Here is a 25,046-nt window from a genome sequence, read left to right on the forward strand (position 1 = left end):
AAAATACTGTTTACACATTGCTTCACAGGCTAACCTCAGCAGATAAACCAATTACACTTCTGTCGTAACCAATAGTATCTCGGTTACTGTCTCTGTCATTTAGTGTGTAATACAAAGAAAAGCTTAAGTAACGACGTGCTTGATAATTTAATGCAGCGGTATAACGCATTAAATCATCTTCACGATTGGCAATGCCTTCGTCATCTAGCACATATTCATCTGTTAACTTGCTAATGCTTGTGGATGTACTTAAGCGCTGTAGCCATTCATGTTCCCAAGAGGCGGTATAATCGCGGCCTCGAATGAAGTTACCTTCACCGTTAGTTTCACGAGTATCTGCACTGGTTGCAAATCGAAACGTTGAATAGGTAACAGGTTGCCATTCAACACCCGCTTCCCAATCTACGCCATAGAAAGTACTACGAGTTGCAGACTCAAAATCTTTTTCTGTGTAACCCACTTTCGCAAAACCCGTAGTGGCTGCCGTACTTTCCCACGTAATACCACCTAATACACGTAACGTGTCGCTATCAAGACTAGAAGCTGCCGATAATTGACGGTCGTAACGAGTATATGTATTGGTAACGTCAATCACTAACGCGGTAGAAGGCGCTATTTTGTAGGCGAATTCAGCGCCTACTTTGTTTTTAGCGCGGTCGCGAAGTAGGTAAGCTTGCTCTTCTCGGTCGTAATCTAATGTTTCTCGGTTTGCCTTAAGGGTTAGCATGCCGTTTGACGTTAACGCACCGTAACTGTACTCAGCACCAGCGTATATACTCTTAAAAGTATCAGGCGAAGTAATATCATCGCCAGCCCCAAGTGAAAAACCGGTACCGCGATCTTCATGTCCATCTTCATATTGCGCAGTTCCACTTAGGCGATGACGACTATTTAGTTCGTATTCACCGGTAGCTTCAACAAAATGGTCAGTGTAGTCATCTGCGCTGCTTGAAAAGTACACACCGCGTTCTAAGCGGTATCCAAATTGGACGGGGTTACCATCAATTTCGGTTGCCGCAATAATTTCTGGCGAAAGCGTTGCGCGCCAGCTGTAAATTTTAGGTTCACCATCACGAGCATAAGCTACGTTATCAACATAGCTCATAGATGAATTAAACGTGGGGATAATGTCGAATTGGCCTGCTTCAATACGGCCAGCCTCTTGTGCATTCGATATGGCGCTAATTACCGACAGTGCAACAAGGCTTGTTGTCCTTTTAAACATACTCGCTCCTAAAATTTTTTTGGTCTTCTATGGGTAAACGTTGGGATAAAACAGTGCAACATCAGCTTGCTTGCTCAAAAAAACAACACCGACCACATTTATTTAACCGATTTAAGTGTGAAATTCATAATCTTTGCACTATATGCCATCTGGCATGCTAATACCGTGCCATGCGCTGTAATGAGAAATTAAATGAAAAATAATTGAAAATTTTCGTTACTTTCTATCAGCATCAATCAACACGTACGTATCTACTAAACAATCACCGTATATATTTCAAAACCTACCCATCACCACTACTAGCATAGCGAATGAATATTGCAGCAATGTGTCTAGATTAAGGGCTTACCTGTAAGTTGAGGCAACTTTTCAACCCCGTTAGAACAAAATTTTCAGGTTGAAAGTTAATAGATTTATGGCACGCAGTATAAAGATAATTAACCATCTTACAATATCATTTAAATAATTGCTTTCAATAGTTTTGTAATAAAATTACAACTTGCTTATACTACTATAGTTAAGCTGAAAGAGTGGTAATATCGCTTAGTTAGCTTTTTGTAAGCTTGGCGTGGTTAACCTCCTCTTCCTGTTTTCAATTTTATTTTTCAAGAGCTTTCCGGTACACATTTTGCTTTAGCTTTAATACCAGCTTAAAAAGTAATTTAAGCTAAAGCTTATAATAAACGCAGTGGTCTTTTGCTTTATTGACAATTGAAGTCGGCGTGAACTTTTATTTCTTAGAGATACTTACATGGATAATAAAGTAGCACCTAACCAAGTCCTCAAATCTCACGAGGTTGAACCCAATGCTTCTGGCGGGCTTATCGTTAGGAACCAAAGTGGTTTCTCAACCATATATAGGCTTATTGATTTATGCTTAGTGACCTTACTTTATTACGCTTCAGCGTTTTATTACCATAGCCCAGTAACCGCTGGCAGCCTTCTATTTCTTTTTGTCTTTGTTATTAGTTTCCAACTATCTGGTGAATTTGTAGAGCTCTACCGTTCTTGGCGTGGCCACAGAACGAATGAAATGCTTCGTGCAGCTGCTATAGCGTGGGCCCTTAGCATGTTGTCTACCACCGCTTTCGGGTTCTTTTTCTTTGGCGATCTAAGAATTACGCCTCCTGGCGTTTTATTATGGGCTGCATCTTCATTCGTTGTTGTACTTGCTTGGCGCTACGTAATGCGAAAATTTCTTTTTCGCCTTCGCCGCAGCGGATTAAACTCAAGAAAATCGATTGTCATTGGTGCAAGTCAATTGGGTTACAATATGGCCAATCAAATCGTTTCAAATGAACATTTAGGCATTCGCTTTTTAGGAATGTTTGACGATAGAAGTGAAGACAGATTGCCTCATGAGTTTAGAAACCAAGTATTAGGCAATATTGAGTCGGCCATTGAAATGGCTAAGCGCAATGAAGTGGATTACATATATATAGCTCTGCCAATGAGTGCAGAGAGCCGTATTCGCCACATTCTTGAAAAATGCAGCGACACAACGGCTAACGTTTATATTATTCCTAATTTCTTTATGTACAACCTGCTAAATGCCCGCTGGCAGTCGATTGGTTCTGTACAAGCGTTAAGTGTGTACGACACCCCATTCCAAGGTGCTAGCGACATTTTAAAACGCTTTGAAGACATTGTATTAAGTATTCTAATTTTAATCATGCTGGCTATCCCAATGTTGGGCATTGCTGCAGCGGTAAAGCTTACCTCTAAGGGCCCTGTCATTTTCAAACAAAAGCGTTACGGGTTAGATGGAAAGCAGATTACCGTTTACAAATTTCGCTCTATGACTACGCAAGATAACGGTGCTGTGGTTAAACAAGCCACTAAGAATGATGCTCGCTTAACTAAAATTGGTGGTTTTTTGCGACGCTCTTCTATTGATGAACTGCCACAGTTTATTAATGTGCTACAAGGCAGAATGTCGATTGTAGGCCCCCGCCCCCATGCCGTAGCGCACAACGAAGAATACCGTAAGCTTATTACTGGTTATATGCTTCGCCATAAGGTAAAGCCTGGTATTACCGGTTGGGCGCAAGTTAATGGCTTACGTGGCGAAACAGAGACAGTGAATAAAATGGTACAACGGGTAGAGTACGATTTAGATTATATTCACCGCTGGTCCGTTTGGTTCGATATTAAAATTGTCTTTATGACGGTATTTGGTGGGTTAGCGAATAAGAACGCTTACTAACACTATCAGTTAAAATTTGGTGAGTTCCAAGTTTATCAGTTCAAGGTTGTAAAATTTTGATACACCTAATCTAAGCCTCAACACCACGTGTTGAGGCTTTTTTGTTTCTGTTAACGATATATTTAAATGCATGAGGCACTTGCCAGTTCATTCTTAAACGTACTATTGGAGGCCATTTTAATTGTAGTTTTCGGCTCCTTGAGTGTATAAATAAGTGACACCCATTACATTTTAAGGCACTTAATGAAGTACCTATTACTGGTTAGTACGTCATTTTTACTCACTGCTTGTTACTTATTACCTACACAAACTCCATCACCTTGGTTAGTAATTGATACGTTTAATAAGGAATCGCTAAATGGTTGGCAATTAGCCGACACGCAAAATGACACTAAACCTTATGTAGAGAACGCCCAAGTAACTGAAATTAAATTTCACGAGCCTAGGGCAGATTCAGGCGCAACCTTAGGCAAAGGTACCGATACAAACACTTCCCCTACTCTACCCAAGGCTAACAATGGCTATTTAATTAAAAAGCCTGCAGCTGACGGCATTGTGGGAAATAGAAAAGCCCTAAGCTTCAAAGCACTGCCTGTACCTGTAAACGTGGGCGACACCTATACGTTTTATACCAAAATTCGAGTTGAGCGATTTCCTAACAACCATGCCTTTGGCATTAGCAACATGCACCCTACTGACATAATTAAACATGGTTACGACGCGTTTGAACCTACCCTAAGAGTTACCGATAAGTACGAATCGAACGGGTATAAGAACGACGGTAGCTTAATGGTAAAAATAGACAGTACAGATAAATACCGCCAATACGCCAGTGTAAAAAATGCTGACAACAAAATATCACAGCCTCTTACGGTGGGCGAATGGTACGAAATTTGGTATGTGGTTAATAACGCCACGGTCGAAAATGGTGGGCAAGTTTATAGTGTGTACGTGAAAGGCGGCGAGTTCAGCCAGCAAACCTTAGCGTATGAAAATGCTAATTTTAGAATGAAACGAGAGTTGCCACTTATTTACTTTTTGGCTAACAGCAATACAGGGCCAATTAATAAACCATACGGTAATGGCGGCTTGGCTTATGATGATATTTATATGAGTGAGGGTGTGAATTTGTCTACACCCTATTAAGTGCGTGTGAGAGCCGTAAGCTAAGCGCTATTTAAAACAGCCTGGCTCTTTTCTGTTTTGTGGTTTCCGTTTTTTGGTTTTCCGTTTTGGGGGCCGCGCTGTGTACGAATAGTGCAGTTAACAAAAAACTAAACGCTAGAAACGAAAAAAGGCGAGCATCCTGCTCGCCTTTTTCCGAAAGAACTTAAACTTAATTAGTTAATAATTAAGCTAATGCGCCTTTAGCCGCATCGACTAGTGCGCTGAAAGCTGCTTTGTCATGTACAGCGATGTCGGCAAGGATCTTACGATCGATTTCAACAGACGCTTTTTTCAAACCGTTAATGAAACGGCTGTATGACATACCATTTTGACGTGCAGCAGCATTAATACGTGCAATCCACAATTGACGGAATTGACGCTTGCGCTGACGACGGTCACGGTAAGCATATTGACCAGCTTTAGTTACGGCTTGTACCGCTACGCGATAAACGCGTGAACGAGCACCGTAATAACCTTTTGCCTGCTTGAGGACTTTTTTGTGACGTGCACGTGCTACCGTGCCGCGTTTTACTCTAGCCATTAATCAGTCTCCTAAGTCTATACGTACGGCAACATGCGCTGAACCAATTTGGTATCAGAATCATGAACCAGTTTCTTGCCACGAAGGTGACGTTTACGCTTAGAGCTCTTCTTAGTCAGAATGTGACGTAAGTGAGACTGTTTGCTTTTAAAGCGGCCAGAACCCGTTTTCTTAAAACGTTTGGCGGCACCGCTTACAGTTTTCATTTTAGGCATTGCTAAAACTCCGCATTGTTAGTATCGACGCTGGGTATGCAGTTACCGGTTGTCGGTTAATGTTTAGCCGCAGGGTGTTTTGAGATTGCAGTACCTCAAAAACTTTTAGACCACTACGACTTCTTAGTTGGGGCTAGCACCATGATCATTTGGCGGCCTTCCACACGACGTGGGAAAGACTCGCACACAGCAATCTCTTCCAAATCCGCTTTAACACGGTTAAGAAGTTCAATACCGATCTCTTGGTGCGCCATTTCACGTCCGCGGAAACGGATCGTAACTTTGGCTTTATCACCACCTTCAAGAAAGCGACGCAGGTTGCGCAGTTTTACCTGGTAATCGCCTTCATCAGTGCCAGGGCGGAACTTAATCTCCTTGACCTGAATTTGCTTCTGTTTTTTCTTCTGCTCTTTTTGAGCTTTACTTTTTTCAAAGAGGAATTTGCCATAGTCCATAACTTTACAGACTGGCGGCTCAGCATTCGGACTGATTTCTACTAGATCAAGACTGGCTTCTTCAGCAAGTTTCGTCGCTTCTGCTAACGTCACAATGCCGGCTTGCTCACCGTCTTTGCCAATTAAGCGTACTTCTTTGGCTTTAATTTCATCGTTTATGCGGGCTTTGTCGCCCTGAGCCTTGTTATTAGCGCCTTTAATGTGCATTCCTCCAAACATTTAATTCTTCTGTTTGCTCATCATCTGTCTTTAATTCAGTACTGATAAGCAAACACCGTCGTGTAGTATACACGAAAACCCTCAAACTATTTAATGGTCTTTTCTGCCACTTCCTGATTTGCCATGGCAATAAAAGCTTCCAGGCTCATTTTGCCTAGGTCGTCACCGCGTCGTGAGCGTACTGCTACTTCGCCAGCTTCCATTTCTTTATCGCCTACAACTAGCATATAAGGAACACGCTTGAGAGTGTGCTCGCGGATTTTAAAGCCAATCTTCTCATTTCTCAAGTCCGACTTTGCTCTAAATCCACTTTTTTGCAGTTTTTTTGCACATTCTTGTGCATATTCACCCTGACTATCGGTAATATTTAGAATTACCACCTGCTGAGGCGCTAACCAAAGCGGGAAAAGTCCGGCGAACTCTTCAGTAAGAATACCGATAAATCTTTCTAGTGAACCTAAAATAGCTCTGTGGATCATTACTGGCACTTTACGTTCGCCGTCTTCAGCTACGTAAGTAGACCCTAAACGACCCGGCATAGAGAAATCTAGCTGAACCGTTCCACACTGCCATGCTCTGTCTAAGCAATCATGAAGGGTAAATTCAATTTTAGGTCCGTAGAACGCGCCTTCACCTGGCAAATAACTAAACTCAATATTTTTCTTATTAAGTGCTTCTGCCAATGCCGCTTCAGATTTATCCCAAATTTCATCACTGCCTACTCGGCTTTCTGGGCGAGTAGAAAGTTTTACCACGATTTTTTCAAAACCAAAGGTATTGTACGCATCGTAGACCATGTCGATACAGCTACCTACTTCATCGAGTATCTGTTCTTCGGTACAAAATACGTGTGCATCGTCTTGGGTAAACCCACGTACGCGCATTAACCCATGTAAGCCACCTGATGGTTCATTACGGTGACAACAACCAAACTCAGCCATACGCAACGGAAGGTCGCGGTAAGACTTTAAGCCTTGGTTAAATATTTGAACGTGACCTGGGCAGTTCATTGGTTTAATCGCGTATTCACGTTTTTCAGATTCAGTGGTAAACATGGCATCGCCAAATTTGTCCCAGTGACCTGATTTTTCCCACAACGAACGGTCCATCATTAGTGGGCCTTTTACTTCGCCGTAGTCATACTCACGCAATTTACCGCGGATAAACTTTTCTAATTCTGTGTAGATAGACCAACCATCGTTGTGCCAAAACACCATGCCCGGCGCTTCATCTTGGAAGTGGAACAAGTCTAGTGTTTTACCAATTTTACGGTGATCACGTTTTTCAGCTTCTTCTAAGCGCTGCAAATAAGCTTTAAGTTGCTTTTTATCAGCCCATGCTGTGCCGTAAATACGCTGCAACATTTTATTGTCGCTGTCGCCACGCCAGTAAGCACCGGCTACTTTCATAAGTTTGAAGTTTTGGCAGAATTTCATGTTAGGCACGTGAGGGCCTCGGCACATGTCTACGTATTCTTCATGGTGGTATAACCCTGGACGGTCATCATGACTGATGTTCTCGTCTAGAATTTCCATTTTATAAGTTTCACCGCGTGCTTCGAATGCATCACGGGCTTCTTGCCAGCTAACTTTATTTTTAACAACGTTATAGTTAGTTTTAGCTAGTTGAAGCATACGCTTTTCAAGCTTTTGAATATCTTCCTGGGTTAGGCTTTCTTCCATATCAACATCGTAGTAAAAACCGTTGTCGATAGTAGGCCCAATTGCCATTTTGGTGTTTGGCCAAAGTTGCTTAATAGCATGGCCTAACAAATGCGCGCAGCTGTGGCGAAGAATTTCTAAACCAGCTTCGTCTTTTGCGGTAATGATTTGTAGCTGAGCGTCTGACTCAATAAGGTCTACTGCGTCTACCAATTCGCCATTTACTTTACCGGCAATGGTAGCTTTCGCTAAGCCTGGGCCAATATCGTTGGCAACATCTAATACAGAAACTGATTGGTCGAAAGCGCGCTGGCTTCCATCAGGAAGGGTAATTACTGGCATGATATGTCCTTTACAGTGGTGACGCCTACTCTGCGCCACTTGCAACTTTAAATTTAAAAACACCTATTGGGTGTTAAAGCGATGTCGTTATGTTCATTGTTTGCGCAGTATTCGCGCTACTCGCATTATGAACAATATAACTTTGATGACCGTTTACTCTTTGCCGACTTCCATACTTGGGCCGGCCGTATAAACGATAATCGATGGGCGATTATAACGACTGAAAACGCACTTGCAATGGGTAAGGGTATTTTCAATGCCTTGCTAGCCACATTTCGTGCATTTGAGTAAAAACATTTTGTGAATTTCACCTGTTTTTACCTGAAACCTTACTTATTCTTATCTTTAAATTATTGGAAATGCTGTCAAACTTATACCAACACGCTTGTGCAAGTAGACCCATACAAAAACTAACACTGTGAAAAAAATTAACACCGTGCAAAATTTGATACCGAATAAAAACACCGAACAACGGAGTAGTGCCTGCCAATGCCTAACGAACAAAAACGTGCCAACAACCACACTATGAATGAAGAAGCCGCTAATGCAGACACTGCTACCGACTTAGCGTTTCAGGAAAGCCCACCGGTTGCACTGATAACTGGTGCAGCGAAACGCATTGGTGCCACTATGGCAAAAACCCTTCACAGTGCTGGTTATCGCGTAATTGTGCACTACGGCCATTCAGCACAAGACGCTAACGCATTGGTGAATTCGTTAAATAACATAAGGCCTAATAGTGCTATTTGTTTGCAGGCAGACTTGTGTAAATTAGAGGATATTACTCGCTTAGCTGAACAAGCCACTGCGCCAGATGCTTTTTCATTGGGTAGTAGCACAGTGCATGCACTAGGTTCAGATTCGGATTCAAGCGTGCAGCCTGCAAATCGTATAGACGTATTAATTAATAATGCCTCTAGCTTTTACCCTACCCCCCTTGGCGACATTTCTGCCAATGACTGGCAAAGCTTAGTGGGCAGCAACGTACAAGGCCCCTTGTTTTTATCGCAAGCGTTGTGGCCTGCCTTAAAAGCGAGTCATGGCTGTATTATTAATATGGTTGATATGCACATAGACCGCCCACTGCCACATCATACGGTATACGGCCTTGCTAAAACTGCATTGGCATCTATTACACGTTCACTGGCGGTTGAAATGGCACCAGAGGTGCGGGTAAACGGCATTGCTCCCGGCGCCATTTTGTGGCCTGAAAGAGAATTAGAGCACGATCAAAAACAGCGGTTATTAGACAGTATTCCACTAGGCGGACTTGGCTCCCCTGAAGATATTGCAAACACGGCAACATTTCTAATTTCAGCTAAGTATATTACTGGGCAAATTATTTATGTGGATGGTGGCCGAAGCCTACACACGAATGCGTCGGCATAGGTATATTAATGTGGTGAACACCATGCGACTAGCAGGCATTGTGATAGCAGTTGGCTTTTTACAAGGGTGTTTTGGTGCGCCTAGCATTGATGACACCATGGATGAATACACCACCCGCTTGTCTAGAGTGTTAGATAAGCCGTTGTCACAGAACGAGCCATCTTTAACTGCGAGACGCAATCTTGCCCTGCCTTCTCAAACCTACCCAACACTTTCTGCACTTGGCAACAACGTCACCACCTTGAATATTAATATACGAGAGTTCTACGCCATACAAGATTGTGAACTTGGCCGAATAGTGGCTGAAAGAAACACGGCATTGGGTAAAACTCAATTACCTTCACAGCGGTTACAGTACGAGCATCGCGTATTGAACGCATTGGTAAATTGCGAAGCAAGATTAGATGCTGCTGATAACCCTATTGCAAGTACCATGGCTGAATGGCGTAAACAAAAGCAGGCTCAATATCAGAGCGTATGGGCAAACGTAGTTCAAACCAGTACCGAAATGAAACTAGGGTTGAGTATGGCGGGCGCGCCATTGCAAGCAAGTGAAAATAAAGATGCCAAGCCATCGGTTAATGCGCTTCACTTTATTAATGGTTTAGCAGAAACATTAAAGCATGAAAGTGTTGTTGAAGTTAGCGCTAGCGACAGCGGCGAGCTTGAACAACAATTACAGATTATTGCGTCTTCTCGGCTGCCGGCAAAGCTATGGCAAACACAAGCTATCTTGCACAACCGTTTGGCGTCACTGAACCACGTATTAGCGCCTGCGCTAAACAACGTACAGTGCAAAAACGGGATAACAAGCGACAAGGCCACTATTCTTCGAAATGTGTTTTACTTGTACTTTATAGAAGAAATTCAGCCCATTGCGAGTACGCTGAATAGTTACCACTATCAGCTACAACCCTTATGGAAAGAATGGTTAGAAAATACCGCGTTGAGCGCCCCCTTTAAAGCGCACATACGCACCCACGCTAATGATAACTTTGCACAATACAGTGCCACTATGAAAGCCCATGTTACCTTATGGCAAGACTTTCTAGGTCGCTGCAATTTATCACCAACCGCGAACTAGTTTTACGTATTACATGTGTAACCTGTCATAGTTTAACTGTGTCGTGGCTTAACGTGGCATAGCTTATCTTGGCAGTGCTTCGTGTGGCATAGGTTATCGTGAGGCTGCTTCGTGTGGCACAGCTTAATGCAGCATCGCTTCATGTGGCGAAGATCAACGTGGCATTATTTAATGTACATAGCTTAACCAAAACGGCTAAATATTGAGAACGTTCAACACACCGTTGCTAACAGCATTTTGGGCAAACTATAGAATATTTTCACCGCTTTCAGGATCGCGGGCTTTCTTCGCTTGCTCTCTAATATCTTCGGCCTCGCTACTAACGTCTTCGTTTTCATTTTCGTTTTCAAGCGCTGAACTAGCACTGTTATCTAATGTACTCGTCTGCGATTTAGAACCTGTAAAATTCGATGAATACGGAGTGTTTTCTGCTGGCTTACCTGCCAATGCTAAGGCTGGCTTTTTGTTGCCTGATAATTCGGTATTTTTACTTTCACAAAAAGGCTTATTAAGCGACGTGAAACCGCTGGTTTCATCAGCTGAATCTTCTTTACTAACCGATTGATTAGACACTATGGCTAACCCATCAGGGAAAACACGTTCGCGGGCATCGTCAGGCATACTAATATTTTCTTCAGTGAAACGACCTACAATTTGGCGCATAAGCAGCGACGACATTTTAAGCACGCTGGTGTCTTCAACATTCACCCAAAAATACACTTTTAAATTGTAGGTAGATGCCCCCAAATTATCTATTAACACTTGAGGTTCAGGATCTTTAAGTACCTTGGCGTGGCTAGATATTATCTCAACTGCCAAATTCTGTGCGTTACGAACATCGGCATCGTAGCCGACTCCCACTATAAAATGACCGCGCATAAGTGGGTTGGCGGTTAGGTTTTTAATCACCCCTTTGTAAATTGTCGCGTTGGGAATTTGAATATGATTTCCGTCGAAATCGACCATGGTAGTGGCGCGCGACGTTACTTTTTGAATAATGCCCGTAAACTCGTTTATTTCAACAATATCGCCTATTCGAAACGGCCTTTGAATGGTAAGCAATAAACTGGAAATAAAGTTTTCGGCAATATCACGAAAGGCAAAACCAAGAATTAACCCTACTACGCCAGTTCCACTAATAACCGCAACAGCAAAGCCCGTTAAGCCCGCCATAAACAGGAACAAATACACTCCAAGTAATATAATAACCAAGCTAATAGAACGTTGCGCTACCGACTTAATTAACGGGGTAAGTGAAGAGAAAGAAAACGGCTTAAGCAGCAATCGAGATAACGGGCCTGCAGCAATAATAAACAGCGCCATAATTAACAAGCCTACACCAAGACCGGGTAAGCGATATAAGAACCCATGCCATAAATCTAATAGCACCGACTGGGCTTCGGTAAAGTTTTCTACTCCTGAGGAAGGTGCAACTGTATCTGCTGCCAATAAAGCTAGGGGCATTACGTTTGCTAGCGCGAAATGTGATATGTCTACAATGAAAAACGCTGTTAGGGAATCGATGATGCTCACCTTCGCTCCTTGAAATGAGGTTACTTACCACGGGTGAAGCCAAACAATATAACCCTCACCACATTAACTTCTAACTAATACTACTTACCATATTTATTGATACGATACGCACACGCTCATGTACTGGTTTACACTTTCATGTACTGACTTTACATTTTCATGCACTAATTTACGCTAAGGCCCAGCTACCACTAAATATGAGCCTAACCCGATGGTGAACAGAAAGCTTCCCCAAATAGCATGCTCTATTACCACTATGGGTGTTGAATTTGTTTGCATGTAGCGATAGCCAAATATAGCCCCACCACACCAAGATATAATAATTGCCACCCAGTTCCCGTAAATCAGATGCGCCAATCCGAACACAAAGGTACTTAAAATCCAGCGTGCATTACGTGAAGGTAAAATGCGTTTATATCGATGGAAAAAGAAAGTTCTAAAAATAATTTCTTGGGGAATAACCGACACCACGGGATACACCAATAAGGTCACTACCCACATCCATGGCTCGTTGATTGGCCAATGTAAAAAAAGCTCAGGTTTAATAAGATAAACACATAGCGCAAGCAAACTTGCCCATGGTAGAAAAAGCTTAAGGGTACTTTTTAAATGACGGCCGTAATCTTCCCAATGCCATAAACGAATACGTTGAAATTGTTTGTCGGCCAATAGCACACATAAACAAAACAAGCACACGATGGCCAAAATAGGCATAAGCCAGTCGGCGACGTGATTAATCCAGTAAAGAACGGCAATGGGCAGTGCAACGAACAAGATGATCAATTCAGACCATAGCTTTACCACGAAGAACCCCTACTTAATTGCAAATTGATGACAGAAATATGAACTTAAAAAGATAATGAAATTATAGTGCCAATTCGCGTAGAAGTCTTAGGTTGCGGCGTTATACATTAGGCGTAAATGAGTAAGTCACCAAAGATTAACGGTTTTTTGAATTTCTGGCAGTGGAATAAAGTGTGAGAATAGAACATGATGATGTGTAGCAAGGGTACGGCGGTTGCGGTTTGTTTATTCATAGGCAATAAGCGGTCACTTCGTGTGTATAAATAACACACAAATAAGCCCTGTTGCTGAAATATATTCCTTCACGATATTGTTGTTATTTGCTAAAAAGCATCAATATAGTGCAAACCAACAAAAACGCGACACGCACAACTGAGCAGTTGAAGATTATTCCCTATGGCTAAAAATTCAAACGATGTTATTAAGCAAATAGAGAAGCACTACGCGTCTTTATCGCCATCAGGCCAAACTATAGCTCAGTATTTACAGCGCAATCCTATTGCGGTTGTTACCCAATCAACCTCTCATATTGCTGAACAAACCAACACCTCAAAAGCCACGGTAAGCCGCTTTTTTCGTCAGCTTGGTTTTGAATCGCATCAAGAAGCAAAAAATACGTTGCTTACCTTACGCGAACAGGGCGTGCCTGTTAGCCCTAGTACCACAGCGGTTCTGCAGCACGAGCAAGAACTGAATAATATTTCGCAAACCTTCGACAATATTGATATTGCCACCCTTACTGCCATTGCTGAAAAGCTGGCGAACGCGCAACAAATTACGCTTATTGGGTTTAGAAACGCTTATCCATTAGCGCTACATTTTCGCCAACAACTTAAGCAAATTCGCACCTCGGTAAGGCTTCTGCCTCAACCTGGGCAAACCTTAGGGGAAGATTTAGTCGATTTGGGTAAAGATGATGTTGTGGTGTTGTTTGGATTTCGTAGGCGCACTCGCCAGTTTAAACACGTGTTACATACCCTATCTCATTGCCAAACCATTCTTATCACCGACCCTACGGGGCAAGTTTACCGAGATAACGTAAAGCATTTATTGGTGTGTCATTTAGGGAATCATTTGAGTTCACAGGTAGATAACTATGCACCATTCGACAGTTATGCTGCCCCAATGAGCTTGGTTTCAACCTTATGTAACTTTACGTATTCTGCGTTGGGCGACAGTGCATCAAAGCGTGTTGAGGCCATTACTAGCCTGTATGGCGACCTGGATGAATTAGAACCTTCTGAACGAAAGTAATGTGTAAAGTATAATTTAAAATAACATGTAAAGTAGCATTAACTTCTTTTGTTTGGTTGATTTTTAAGCAAGAATAGAAGATCGAATTATTAAATAAGCACGTATAACAATTCGTGTTGCCACACGAGATACAAAGAGACAACCGCGCTGTTCTCCCGTAAAAAGGCAACCAAGCATTTGATGTTGGAGTTGAAATGGATAAATCCCACCTTGTTATAGAAGAGTCTAGCAGAGTTTTAGAATTTTGGTTTAATGAAGTAACCCCTTCCCAGTGGTTTACTCAAGATTCTGCCCTTGATCGTACTATTGCATCGCAATTTTTAACCTTGCACCGCGCTGCATCACAAGGTGAACTATGGCCTTGGCGAGCTACGCCCTCAGGCCGATTAGCTGAAATTATTTTGCTTGACCAGTTTTCACGAAATATATACCGAGACACTCCCCACGCTTTCTCGCAAGATCCTATGGCGTTAGTGTTAGCTCAAGAGGCGGTGAGTGTTGAGGCCGACAAAACCCTTACGCCTCAGCAATGCATATTCTTGTACATGCCATTTATGCATAGCGAATCTTTGGCTATACACGATATTGCGCTTCAACTTTTTGCGGTTCCAGGGTTAGAGCAGCAATACGACTACGAGTTGAAACACCTGCGTATTATTGAGCAATTTGGCCGTTACCCTCACCGTAACTTAGTGCTAGGCAGGACCAGTACCAAAGAAGAGGAACTGTTCCTCAGTCAACCTGATAGCCGGTTTTAGTGCAGATATCTCATTGCATATAACTCATCGCATATATTTCATATAACACGTTGCATATAACACGCCAGTAACAAACGTTTCACTTGACAATAAAGAGAAACGATTGTTTCATGGGGGTATATTTTTCATTATTGCGAATGTGCCGTGTCTTCTCCTTTTGTTTCGATTCCTGCTGACCATAAAGTAAACGCTAAAAGCACTTCAGATTCTGGGCCAGATTCTGCGGTAGCCAATGTTTCACCAACAGCTGGCGAATTAACTGGCGATATCTTAGAAAGCGGTGCCTTAAAAAGCTACGCTTTAGCGGTAAAAGACTTATTTCACATTAATGGGCTACCCACCGCAGCCGGGAATCCCGATTGGTTGGCAACGCACCCTGTGCCAACGACCACTAATAGCACAGTGGAAAAATTACTAAATGCAGGCGCAATCTTTAAAGGTAAAACAATTACCGATGAACTCGCCTATAGCCTTCATGGTCAAAATAAACATTATCCGCAGCTGGTTAATCCTATTGCGCCTGCTCATATTCCTGGAGGCTCGTCTTCCGGCTCGGCCGTTGCTGTGTCGGCACATTTAGCCGATATTGGTTTGGGAACTGACACAGGTGGTTCTATTCGTGTGCCCTCTAGTTATCAGGGGTTATGGGGACTGCGTACTACCCATAATGCTATACCGTGTGACAACATGGTGGCGTTGGCACCGTCTTTCGACACCATAGGTTGGATGACTCGTGACATTGAAACGCTAGAAAAGGTTAGTCAGGTCTGTTTAGCTAATGCTGCGCAGGAAGAATTGGTTGCACCGGAAAGCGAAGCAGATACAAGCTTAGTACGAATTGGTGCCGTTCAACACTTGCTAAAAAGTGCAAAACATGGCGTTTTGGCCACAAGATGGTTAGAGGCGCTTAATGAAAAAGCGGATAGCGACAAAGCGGGTTTTACTATTAGCCCTATTACTGAACACGAACTAGATTTATCGGTACTAAATACGGCCGCGACATTTCGTGTGTTGCAGGGCGCAGAAATTTGGCAACAACATGGCCAGTGGATAACCGATACATCCCCTGACATTGCCCACGATATAATGCTTCGACTAAATTGGTGTGAAACGATTTCTGAACAAGAAATTGAAGAAGCCAAGAAGAAGCAAGTGGCGTTTCAAGAATACATCAACAGCTTATTTGAAACTGTTGACGTATTGTTGATACCCACTACCCCCGGTATTGCACCACGGTGCGATGCTGACGAAGAAACATTAGCGAACGATAGGAACGCCCTGCTGGCGCTTACCTCAATTGCAGGTTTAGCAGAGCTTCCACAAATTCATATGCCGCTATTTACCCTACAAAATGCCCCATGTGGTTTATCACTGGTAGGCAAAAAAGGCAGCGATCTTGCACTCATTAAGTTAGCAAAAATACTGACAGCCTAAGGCATAGGCCCACACTGACGTAGTCACTATGAAGTAGAATGACGTGATCAATGGGGGGCTTAGCGCAGATACAAGATCGCACTTGCCAAATAACAAATGGATAAAAAAAGACGATGAGTGAAAAGCATAACGTAGGCTTCACAGCCCCTCACTTTGCGGCATCGCAAGTGGGATTGAATATTTTAGAAAAAGGCGGCACCGCGATTGAAGCAATGGTGGCTGCAGCTGCGTCTATTGCCGTTGAATACCCTCACATGAATGGTATGGGTGGCGACGGATTTTGGCTAATAAGCGAGCCTGGCAAAGCCCCTATTGGTATTGATGCTTCAGGTGTTGCGGCATTAGGTGCAACACCTGAATTTTACAAAGACGAAAGCGCTATTCCTAGCCGTGGCGGAAAATCAGCCCTTACTATGGCCGGTGCAGTAGCAGGTTGGAATGAAGCATTAAAAATAAGCCACCAGTGGCAAGATGGCCTATCGCTTAATACGCTTTTTGATACTGCAATAAGTCAAGCGAATTGGGGTATAGAAGTTACGCAAAGCCTGGTAGACGCCAGTAATAAAACCTTTGACGATTTAGCCAGCGACCCAAACTTTGATCAGTTCTTAATTAAGGGTAACGCCTTGAAAAAAGGCAAAATCCTTAAACTGACGGCGCTGTCTAAAACACTTAGCCACTTAGCTAAAGCAGGGCTTGATGATTTTTATCATGGCGAACTGGCTAGCAAACTGGCTACCGATTTAGAAGCCGCTGGTTCACCTATTCGTATTGAAGATTTTAATCAATACAAAGCGCAAATTGTCGAGCCGCTTTCAGTTACCACCAGCAAAGGCACTTTGTATAACCTGCCTGCGCCTACTCAAGGTGTGGCGTCGTTAATTATTTTAGCACTTTACGACAAAGTGCAGCATTTAGGCTCTACCGATGCCGACATGGTTCACCTATTAATTGAATGCACAAAACAAGCGTTTATTGCGCGAAATGCAAACGTGACCGACCCATCACGCACGCCTGTTGATTTGTCTAGTTTATTAACTGATGAGTCGTTAGATGAAATGGTTAAACACATTTCGGTAGAAAAAGCACAGCCGTGGCCGCATGTAGCGAAACCAGGCGATACCATTTGGATGGGTGCGTGTGACAGCGAAGGCCGAATGGTAAGTTACATTCAATCGCTTTATTGGGAATTTGGTTCAGGCATTGTTAGCCCACAAACCGGCATTGTATGGAATAACCGAGGCACTTCATTCTCGTTAGATCCGACAAGCAACCAATACCTAACACCTGGGTTAAAGCCGTTTCATACGCTAAACCCTGCGTTTGCCGATTTAGCCGATGGTCGACGCATGAGTTACGGCACCATGGGCGGTGAAGGTCAGCCACAAACACAAGCTGCCTTATTTGCACGCCATATTTATCACAATCAACCGATTGATAAAGCCATTGCCCTTGGACGCTGGTTATTAGGCCGTACTTGGGGTGATGAAAGTAACAACTTAAAAGCCGAGCGTGACTTAGCCGAGTATGTAGGCGAAAGCCTTATTGCCCGCGGCCACGATATGGTGACTGTCGACCCTTGTAACGAACTGATGGGTCATGCAGGCGCGGTTATTCGCACGCCTACTGGCACAGTAAGCGCAGCAAGCGATCCACGAAGCGACGGTAAAGCTTTTACCGATAAGGTCTAACACAAAATTACTTCAAGCCGTTTTATCGGTGTGTTGCTTTTGGCTTATTTTTAAAGGACGTCCACCCCTTTTTAAGTAAGTCAGAGCAACCCACCATAATTTACGTTGGGCGTAAATTTATTAGTAAGCACACTTTCACAACGAGATTCTTAATTTATGCAGTTTTTACTCGATAACATGACGGTAATTTTATCGTTAATTGGTACAGGCGTGTTCGCCGGATTACTGGCTGGCCTGTTAGGTGTAGGCGGCGGTATTGTTATAGTGCCTGTCCTGTTTTTCTTATTTCAAGCGCTAGGTGTATCGGCAGAAAGTGCCATGGTGATTGCAACTGCAACGTCATTAGCCACTATTGTGCCTACGTCTATTAGCTCTATTCGCGCTCACCACAGTAAAGGCAATGTAGATTTTGCCCTACTAAAAGCATGGGCAGTGTTTATCTTAGTTGGTGTTTTAGCCGGAAGTTATTTAGTAACGGTACTAGACGCTAATTTCTTAACCTTGATGTTCGGTGTTATTGCCACTTTGTCTGCTATCAACATGTTAGTTGGCAAAAAAGATGCCTTGTTTAACGGCCTACCAGGGCGTGTTGGACAGTCTATTATGGCGGCGTGTATTGGCTTTTTCAGTTCAATGGTTGGCATTGGTGGCGGCACGCTTACCGTCCCGACCCTTACGTTTTGTAATTACCCTGCGCACAGAGCAGTAGGTACAGCAGCCGCTGTCGGCCTCATTATATCGCTGCCTGCTGCCATTACACTTTTATTTGTAGGTACTACGCCTGTTGATGCGCCGTTTGCTACCTACGGTTACGTTAATCTACTTGGTTTCGCGTGTATTGTTCCACTAACGGTTATTTTTGCGCCCATTGGTGCAGGCATTGCCAATAAGTTAGACGCGGGCCTACTTAAGAAAATTTTTGCTGTTGTTCTCATCATTACTGGCCTGCGCATGCTTGCGCAGGTGTTTATCTAGGAGCCTATTATGACTGGTTTTGCACCCTTAACACCTCCACCACGCCTTTTAATGGGCCCAGGCCCTATTAACTGCTATCCGCGTGTATTATCTGCCATGTCTACACAACTGGTTGGCCAATACGACCCAGTAATGACAGGCTACATGAACGAAACCATGGCGCTTTACCGCACATTATTTAACACCGACAACCAACAAACCATGTTAATTGATGGTACGTCGCGCGCGGGTATTGAAGCGGTGTTAGTGTCGGCTATCGAGCCGGGTGATAAGGTACTTGTGCCTATCTTCGGGCGTTTTGGTCACCTACTTGCTGAAATTGCAGAGCGCGCCGATGCAGAAGTTCACACTATTGAAGTGCCTTGGGGTGAAGTATTTAAGCCTGAGCAAATTGAAGCGGCCATTAAGAAAATTCAGCCTAAGCTATTAGCCATAGTACAAGGTGATACGTCTACCACCATGTTTCAACCGCTTGAAGACCTTGGTGCCATCTGTGAAGCCAACGACGTGCTGTTCTACTGCGATGCAACTGCATCGGTAGGTGGCAACCCGTTAGAAGTAGACAAATGGAAGCTAGATGCAGTTTCAGTAGGTTTGCAGAAATGTTTAGGCGGCCCTTCAGGCAGTGCGCCTATTACCATGAGCCAAAAGTTCGTAGATGTAGTGCGTACTCGTCATCATGTAGAAGCTGGTATTCGCGATGCACATCATGAAAGTGCCCGTGGTCCGAAAATTCGTTCTAACTACTTCGACCTGGGTATGATCATGGATTACTGGGGTGATGAACGCTTAAATCACCACACCGAAGCCGCAACCATGCTTTATTGCGCCCGCGAATGCGCCATTTTGCATCTTGAGGAAGGCCAACAAAACGTTATTGCTCGCCATAAGGTGGCAGGCGATGCCATGCTAGCAGGCGTGCAAGCTTTAGGGCTTACGCCATTTGGCGACCTTGCTAACAAAATGAGCAATGTAGTGGGTGTGGTTATTCCTGATGGCGTGCACGGCGAGCAAGTGCGTGAAGATTTACTGCTTCGTTTCAATATTGAAATTGGCACCAGCTTTGGCCCCCTTAAAGGCAAGATTTGGCGTATAGGCACTATGGGTTACAACGCGCGCCAAGATGCAGTGTTGCACACCCTTCAGTCGCTAGAAACCGTATTACGCAAGCAAGGTGTGTCGTTACCGGCTGGCGCTGGCGTAGACGCCGCACTTGCTGTGTACTCGGGAGCCATGAATGTCTGAGTTTTCTGATGCAGCCGCGCTAGTGATGGCGCGCTGTGAAGCACTAGGTTCGCTAAGCCAAAACCCTACCTGCTTAGACAGGCGCTATTTAACCGAACAACACAAACTGGCCAATCAACTTACCTCGGGTTGGATGATAGAAGCCGGAATGACCACATGGCAAGACAGCGTAGGTAATATTTGGGGGCGCTATACATCAGCCGTGCCTAACGCGCCTCGCTTAATTATTGGCAGTCATTTAGACACTGTACCAAATGGCGGAAAATACGACGGCATGCTAGGTGTGGTAGCACCTGTTACGCTAATGGCGATGTTCAGCGGCGAAGGGCGACAGTTTCCTTTTCATATCGATATTGTTGGCTTTTGTGATGAAGAAGGCACACGCTTTGGCACTACGCTATTAGGTAGCCGTGCGTTAACGGGCAAATGGCAAGACGAATGGCGCAGGCTAAAAGACGAAGATGGCATTTCGCTAGAAGATGCGATGAAGAACTTTGGGCTGGATTTTGATGCCATAAACAGCGCCACCATTGCACAAACCGACTTACTGGGTTACTTAGAACTGCATATTGAGCAAGGCCCAGTGTTGGAGCAAGAAAACTTACCAGTTGGTGTGGTAAATGCTATTGCCGGTGCGAAACGTTTTTCATTAACCGTTACCGGTATGGCAGGACACGCGGGCACAGTGCCTATGTCGATGCGCCACGATGCTTTGTGTGCCAGCGCCGAAATGATTTTAGCGGTAGAGTCTATTAGCCAGCAACGCCCTGGTGTAGTGGCTACCGTGGGTAAAATTGAGAACGCGCCCAATGGCGTTAATGTTATTTCAGGCCGATGCCAGTTCTCTTTAGATATTCGCAGCGAAGAAGACCCGTTGAGAGATGCCGCATTGGCAGAGATTTTGCAAAAAATCAACGACATTGCCGTACTACGCAATGTGGAATTGAAAATAGAGCAAACGCACAGTGCGCCAGCGGTTCACTGTGATAGTGCGCTCCAAAATACATTGCTTAAAGGTGTAACTGAAGCTGGGATAGTACCCAAAGTACTGGCCTCGGGTGCAGGGCATGATGCAATGGCAATGGCTGAAATATGCCCTGTTGCTATGCTATTCACACGCTGTAAGGGTGGTATTAGTCACCATCCGGCTGAGTCTATCACCACAGACGATGTTGCCGCTAGCTTAGCGGTAATGCACCACAGTCTTCGCACGTTAAAGTACTAACGGTTAGCTTCCTGCCCACGCAAGGTTCACGTTTAAGCATTATTCGTTAAATGATAAGAAACAGGTATTAGTAAGATGAAGATAGCAAGGATATATAACGATGATGAAGGCAAGAGCCACTTTGGTGAAATCGATATTCCACTGAAGGATGGCGGGCCTATAGGTCTGTTGTCAGAAAAGTTCGGGGCCGACAAAATCATCTTTAGAGAAACCCCCGCAGACTACGACTTTAAGTGGCACCCTGCGCCAGCACGCCAACTCTTGTTTATCTTAAAAGGTCGCGCAGAGTTTACGGTTTCTAACGGCGAACGCCATGTGTTTGGTTCTGGTGATGTTATCTTGCTAGAAGATACTGAAGGTGAAGGTCACTGCTCTAAGGCCATGTACAACGAAGTGCGTCATTCTATCTTTGTTACGCTAGATGAAGGTGTTGAATTTTAATCGCTTTCATCGCCTTGCTGTTAATTTGAGCGCGTCATATTGGCGCGCTTTTCGTTTTAAAGCACCATCTTGGTGCGAGTTACACTTAAACCTTTATTCTTCCCGCGTTTATTTTAACTAAAAATAGCGGCTAATCATTAAGTTACCCTTCTTATTGACCATAGACTAACTGGTCAGCTTCTTGCAGTCCACCCGCATTATAATTTTAATACTGCTGTAGTACTCATGCGTTTGCGACTTACCTTTTTACCTTTCTATCTTGTTGTATTTATTTCTCTTACCAGTTTTGCTTATAAAAGCGTTGCCGCATCAAGTGTGGTAACTGATTCTTCTACTTCTAATTCTTCATTTTCTATGCCGTTGTGGTTTGAAGATTTCAAAAAAACCGCCACGCCGCGCCAGATGTATCAATTTTTACAAGCTATGCCAAAAGGAGCTGATTTACATCACCACTTGTCGGGTTCAGGGTTTAGCGAATGGTGGTATGAACTCGGCGCAGATCCTACAAAAAATGGTGGTTATACCTATTATACCCAGGTGAGTAACAGTAACAGCTCATGCCATTCAGATAAGCTAAGCGCATTACGTTTTCATACCATTAGCAAAACAACCTGGGCTACGTTGCCCCAATGTATTCAGCAAAATTACATCGAATTAGGTTTACTTAATGAAAATCAAAAACGTGGTTTTATGGATAGCATTCGCCTGCATACGCCATCGGAAGGGCGAGAAGAATTCTTTTCCACACATTGGCAGCGCCTAAATGAGTTAACCGCTAACCCCACGTTAGTATCGAAAATACTGCTTCTTAACATGCAGGCCTATCAAGCAGAAAACCTGCAATACTTAGAAACCCAAGTAAATGTACGTTATGCAAAAAAACCGGATGGCAGCCCTTATACCCCTGATGAAGCACTGGCAATTTATACCCATGTACTCGGTAGCGAAGAAGCGATAGCAACCGGTGTAACCGTTCGTTTTCAGTATGCTTTAGTGCGCTTTTTACCCGACGCTGAAGCCCAATTGGAATGGATTTATGACTTTGTTGATAGCCACAGAGAAATATATGTGGGCATTAATTTGGTAGGCAGAGAAGATGACATGAGCGGGCAGCCAAAGCGTTTTGCATCAACCCTTCGCAAGCTTCGTGCTAAATACCCTAAAATTTTGTTGGCCTTTCACGCTGGTGAGTCAGAAACTGCCGATTCAAATGTGCGTGACACTCTATTGCTCGGCGCAGAACGAATTGGGCACGGGTTAAATACCATATTCGACCCAGATACCTTGCTGCTAATGAGAAACAGCCACTACCTTATAGAAATTAACCTGATTTCAAACCTACTACTGGAATACGTTCCTAGCTACGACACTCACCCCTTCCCAGAATATTTGCGAACGGGTATTCCTACCGCGCTATCTACTGATGACAGAGGCATGTTCGACTCCACATTAACCGATGAGTTTTATGTTGCGGTAACCGAATTCAATTTAAGTTGGGAAGAAGTACTCACCTTAGGCACCAACAGTTTGCAGTACAGCTTTTTACAACCGGATATAAAAACACAGCAACTTGCTTTATATCATCAACAGGTAGCTGAATTTGAAACCCAGGTTGCATCAGATACGGTGCCTACCCAAACCCCTGCATTTCGTGCATTCATCTGTAAGTTTGAACACGAACTGTGCAGCGGCGATAAGGATTAATCATGCAAGAAAAACATCAAGATTTACTCTATAGCCTGCACGATAAACCTAATGCGGTAGCGTGCCTAACCGCCGCGTTTCAGCATATGCTTGCTAGCTTTATTGGAGTTATAACACCAACGCTAATTATCTCAGCCACTTTAGGACTTACAGAGCATACGGCTTATCTTATTTGTATGGCGCTTTTTGTCAGTGGAGTCGGCACCTTTATTCAAACTAAGAAAATCGGGCCTGTAGGCAGTGGCTTGGTGGCCATTCAAGGCACCAGCTTTGCGTTTATTAGTGCGTTACTTTTGGCTGGCATGAAAGTAAAAAATGAAGGTGGCAGTAGCGAAGATATTTTATCTCTTCTTTTTGGCCTAACATTAGCGGGCGCCTTGGTTGAGGTGGTATTTAGTTTATTTGTTACTCAACTTAAGCGCATTATCACGCCTCTGACTACTGGCATCGTTATTACTGCCATTGGCTTATCACTGATTAACGTAGGAATGACAGATTTAGCCGGTGGGTTTAATGCTGAATCTTTTGCGAGCTTAGATAATTTAGGGCTAGGAGTAAGCGTTTTACTGATTATTGTATTTTTAAACGCGTCGAATAATCATTGGGTACGGCTATCGGCTATTTTTGTCGGTATGACTTTGGGCACCGCTTATGTGTGGATAACTAAGGGATTAGACTTTTCCCACTTAACTGCCCTACCCGCTATTGCGGTTCCACAGCCCTTTAAGTTTGGTATTAGCTTCGACATCACCTTGTTTTTACCTATCGCACTTATCTACTTATTTACCGCAATTGAAACCGCGGGCGATTTAACCGCGAACAGTCTGTTTTGCAAAGAGCCTGTGTCTGGCCCCGTTTACTTGTCTCGTATTAAAGGGGGCATTTTAGGCGATGGGCTTAATTCTATGATTGCTGGCGCCTTTAATACGTTTCCCAATACCACCTTTGGCCAAAATAATGGGGTTATTCAGCTTACCGGAATTGCGAGTAGAAAAGTGGGTTTCTTTGTGGCAGGCATGTTTGTTTTTGTTGGCCTATTCCCTGTGGTAGGCGGTGTGCTACAAGCTATCCCTAAGCCGGTGTTAGGTGGGGCAACATTGGTCATGTTTGCCATGGTGGCTGTCGGTGGCTTAAAGCTGCTTGCCAGCTACGCGTTAGATAGAAGAAGTAGCTTAATTACCGCGTGTGCTCTGGGTATGAGTATTGGTGTAATGATGGTGCCTAGTGCGTTGTCACAGCTTCCTACGTGGTTGGAAAACGTTTTACTTTCACCCGTTACCTCTGCGGGTCTTACCGCAATCATTTTAGATCTCACTCTTCCCCAAGCACCGCATAAAGCATCTGACAACACATCAGAACCGGCATCAAAGACGCAGGGTGAAGTGTAAAGGGCAAAATTGGTGCAACGTTCACGTTAAATATCACAATGCTGGTGCAGAGAACCACCAGCATTGTGCCACTTCACAATAAAATAACAT

The 25,046-nt window shown here is 43.8% G+C and carries 22 protein-coding genes; 15 read left to right on the forward strand and 7 right to left on the reverse strand.

Annotated elements, in window-relative coordinates; translation table 11 throughout:
• Positions 1-22: 22 nt before the first annotated feature.
• Positions 23-1,225: an outer membrane beta-barrel protein gene (locus AV939_RS07575; protein ID WP_057792553.1), complete on the reverse strand. Its 1,203-nt coding sequence runs from the start codon at positions 1,223-1,225 to the stop codon at positions 23-25.
• Between the two features lie 751 nt (positions 1,226-1,976).
• Here AV939_RS07575 and AV939_RS07580 point away from each other — a divergent pair.
• Both AV939_RS07580 and AV939_RS07585 read left to right on the forward strand, forming a co-directional pair.
• Positions 1,977-3,431, forward strand: a complete 1,455-nt coding sequence (locus AV939_RS07580; RefSeq protein WP_057792555.1) for an undecaprenyl-phosphate glucose phosphotransferase — start codon at positions 1,977-1,979, stop codon at positions 3,429-3,431.
• 243 nt (positions 3,432-3,674) lie between these two features.
• On the forward strand, positions 3,675-4,577 hold the full coding sequence (locus tag AV939_RS07585) for a hypothetical protein (RefSeq protein ID WP_061997466.1): 903 nt from the start codon (positions 3,675-3,677) through the stop codon (positions 4,575-4,577).
• Between the two features lie 205 nt (positions 4,578-4,782).
• On the opposite strand, the gene rplT is transcribed toward AV939_RS07585, so the two are convergent.
• From rplT to thrS, 4 genes are all read right to left on the reverse strand, one after another.
• Positions 4,783-5,139 carry a 50S ribosomal protein L20 gene (gene rplT / locus AV939_RS07590; protein WP_013784592.1) on the reverse strand — a complete coding sequence of 119 codons (357 nt, stop codon included), beginning with the start codon at positions 5,137-5,139 and terminating at the stop codon, positions 4,783-4,785.
• Positions 5,140-5,156: 17 nt separating this feature from the next.
• Positions 5,157-5,354, reverse strand: coding sequence for a 50S ribosomal protein L35 (gene rpmI, locus AV939_RS07595; RefSeq protein WP_012518091.1), 198 nt, complete (start codon positions 5,352-5,354; stop codon positions 5,157-5,159).
• A 113-nt stretch (positions 5,355-5,467) separates the two neighbouring features.
• Positions 5,468-6,016: a translation initiation factor IF-3 gene (gene infC / locus AV939_RS07600; RefSeq protein ID WP_126873690.1), complete on the reverse strand. Its 549-nt coding sequence runs from the start codon at positions 6,014-6,016 to the stop codon at positions 5,468-5,470.
• 98 nt (positions 6,017-6,114) lie between these two features.
• Complete coding sequence (gene thrS / locus AV939_RS07605; protein ID WP_057792559.1) at positions 6,115-8,031, reverse strand: threonine--tRNA ligase; 1,917 nt, start codon at positions 8,029-8,031, stop codon at positions 6,115-6,117.
• An 81-nt stretch (positions 8,032-8,112) separates the two neighbouring features.
• On the opposite strand from thrS, the gene AV939_RS07610 reads away from it, so the two are divergent.
• The 3 genes from AV939_RS07610 to AV939_RS07620 all read left to right on the forward strand — a co-directional run bounded on the left by AV939_RS07610 (position 8,113) and on the right by AV939_RS07620 (position 10,504).
• Positions 8,113-8,322: a hypothetical protein gene (locus AV939_RS07610; protein ID WP_057792561.1), complete on the forward strand. Its 210-nt coding sequence runs from the start codon at positions 8,113-8,115 to the stop codon at positions 8,320-8,322.
• 234 nt (positions 8,323-8,556) lie between these two features.
• Positions 8,557-9,420 (forward strand): SDR family oxidoreductase, encoded by an 864-nt coding sequence (locus tag AV939_RS07615; RefSeq protein WP_082746092.1) that lies wholly within the window; start codon positions 8,557-8,559, stop codon positions 9,418-9,420.
• Positions 9,421-9,430: 10 nt separating this feature from the next.
• Positions 9,431-10,504: a DUF3080 family protein gene (locus AV939_RS07620; protein ID WP_061997467.1), complete on the forward strand. Its 1,074-nt coding sequence runs from the start codon at positions 9,431-9,433 to the stop codon at positions 10,502-10,504.
• A 246-nt stretch (positions 10,505-10,750) separates the two neighbouring features.
• Here AV939_RS07620 and AV939_RS07625 read toward each other — a convergent pair whose 3' ends face one another.
• Positions 10,751-12,037 carry a mechanosensitive ion channel family protein gene (locus tag AV939_RS07625; RefSeq protein WP_061997468.1) on the reverse strand — a complete coding sequence of 429 codons (1,287 nt, stop codon included), beginning with the start codon at positions 12,035-12,037 and terminating at the stop codon, positions 10,751-10,753.
• Positions 12,038-12,211: 174 nt separating this feature from the next.
• Positions 12,212-12,841, reverse strand: a complete 630-nt coding sequence (locus AV939_RS07630; protein ID WP_061997469.1) for a CPBP family intramembrane glutamic endopeptidase — start codon at positions 12,839-12,841, stop codon at positions 12,212-12,214.
• Between the two features lie 396 nt (positions 12,842-13,237).
• Here AV939_RS07630 and AV939_RS07635 point away from each other — a divergent pair, with 396 nt between their 5' ends.
• The 10 genes from AV939_RS07635 (at position 13,238) to AV939_RS07680 (ending at position 24,956) form a co-directional block, all read left to right on the forward strand.
• Positions 13,238-14,095, forward strand: a complete 858-nt coding sequence (locus tag AV939_RS07635) for a MurR/RpiR family transcriptional regulator (RefSeq protein WP_061997470.1) — start codon at positions 13,238-13,240, stop codon at positions 14,093-14,095.
• Positions 14,096-14,289: 194 nt separating this feature from the next.
• Positions 14,290-14,853 (forward strand): DUF924 family protein, encoded by a 564-nt coding sequence (locus AV939_RS07640; protein ID WP_061997471.1) that lies wholly within the window; start codon positions 14,290-14,292, stop codon positions 14,851-14,853.
• Between the two features lie 144 nt (positions 14,854-14,997).
• The gene (locus tag AV939_RS07645) at positions 14,998-16,287 is read left to right on the forward strand and encodes an amidase (RefSeq protein ID WP_061997472.1); all 1,290 of its coding nucleotides are present in this window, start codon (positions 14,998-15,000) and stop codon (positions 16,285-16,287) included.
• Positions 16,288-16,400: 113 nt separating this feature from the next.
• A complete protein-coding gene (locus AV939_RS07650; protein WP_061997473.1) occupies positions 16,401-17,978 on the forward strand; it encodes a gamma-glutamyltransferase family protein in 1,578 nt (525 codons plus the stop codon).
• Positions 17,979-18,134: 156 nt separating this feature from the next.
• Positions 18,135-18,953 (forward strand): sulfite exporter TauE/SafE family protein, encoded by an 819-nt coding sequence (locus AV939_RS07655; RefSeq protein WP_061997474.1) that lies wholly within the window; start codon positions 18,135-18,137, stop codon positions 18,951-18,953.
• A gap of 9 nt (positions 18,954-18,962) precedes the next feature.
• The gene (locus tag AV939_RS07660; protein ID WP_061997475.1) at positions 18,963-20,198 is read left to right on the forward strand and encodes a pyridoxal-phosphate-dependent aminotransferase family protein; all 1,236 of its coding nucleotides are present in this window, start codon (positions 18,963-18,965) and stop codon (positions 20,196-20,198) included.
• A complete protein-coding gene (locus tag AV939_RS07665; protein WP_061997476.1) occupies positions 20,191-21,423 on the forward strand; it encodes an allantoate amidohydrolase in 1,233 nt (410 codons plus the stop codon). Before AV939_RS07660 ends, AV939_RS07665 begins: the two co-directional genes overlap by 8 nt.
• Positions 21,424-21,498: 75 nt before the next feature.
• Positions 21,499-21,864 carry an AraC family ligand binding domain-containing protein gene (locus tag AV939_RS07670; RefSeq protein ID WP_013784606.1) on the forward strand — a complete coding sequence of 122 codons (366 nt, stop codon included), beginning with the start codon at positions 21,499-21,501 and terminating at the stop codon, positions 21,862-21,864.
• Positions 21,865-22,089: 225 nt separating this feature from the next.
• Positions 22,090-23,568, forward strand: a complete 1,479-nt coding sequence (locus AV939_RS07675; protein WP_061997477.1) for an adenosine deaminase family protein — start codon at positions 22,090-22,092, stop codon at positions 23,566-23,568.
• A gap of 2 nt (positions 23,569-23,570) precedes the next feature.
• Positions 23,571-24,956 carry a uracil-xanthine permease family protein gene (locus AV939_RS07680; protein WP_061997478.1) on the forward strand — a complete coding sequence of 462 codons (1,386 nt, stop codon included), beginning with the start codon at positions 23,571-23,573 and terminating at the stop codon, positions 24,954-24,956.
• The last annotated feature ends 90 nt before the right edge of the window (positions 24,957-25,046 follow it).

The sequence above is a fragment of the Alteromonas sp. Mac1 genome, from assembly GCF_001562125.1.
GTDB classification, from domain to species: Bacteria; Pseudomonadota; Gammaproteobacteria; order Enterobacterales; family Alteromonadaceae; genus Alteromonas; species Alteromonas stellipolaris.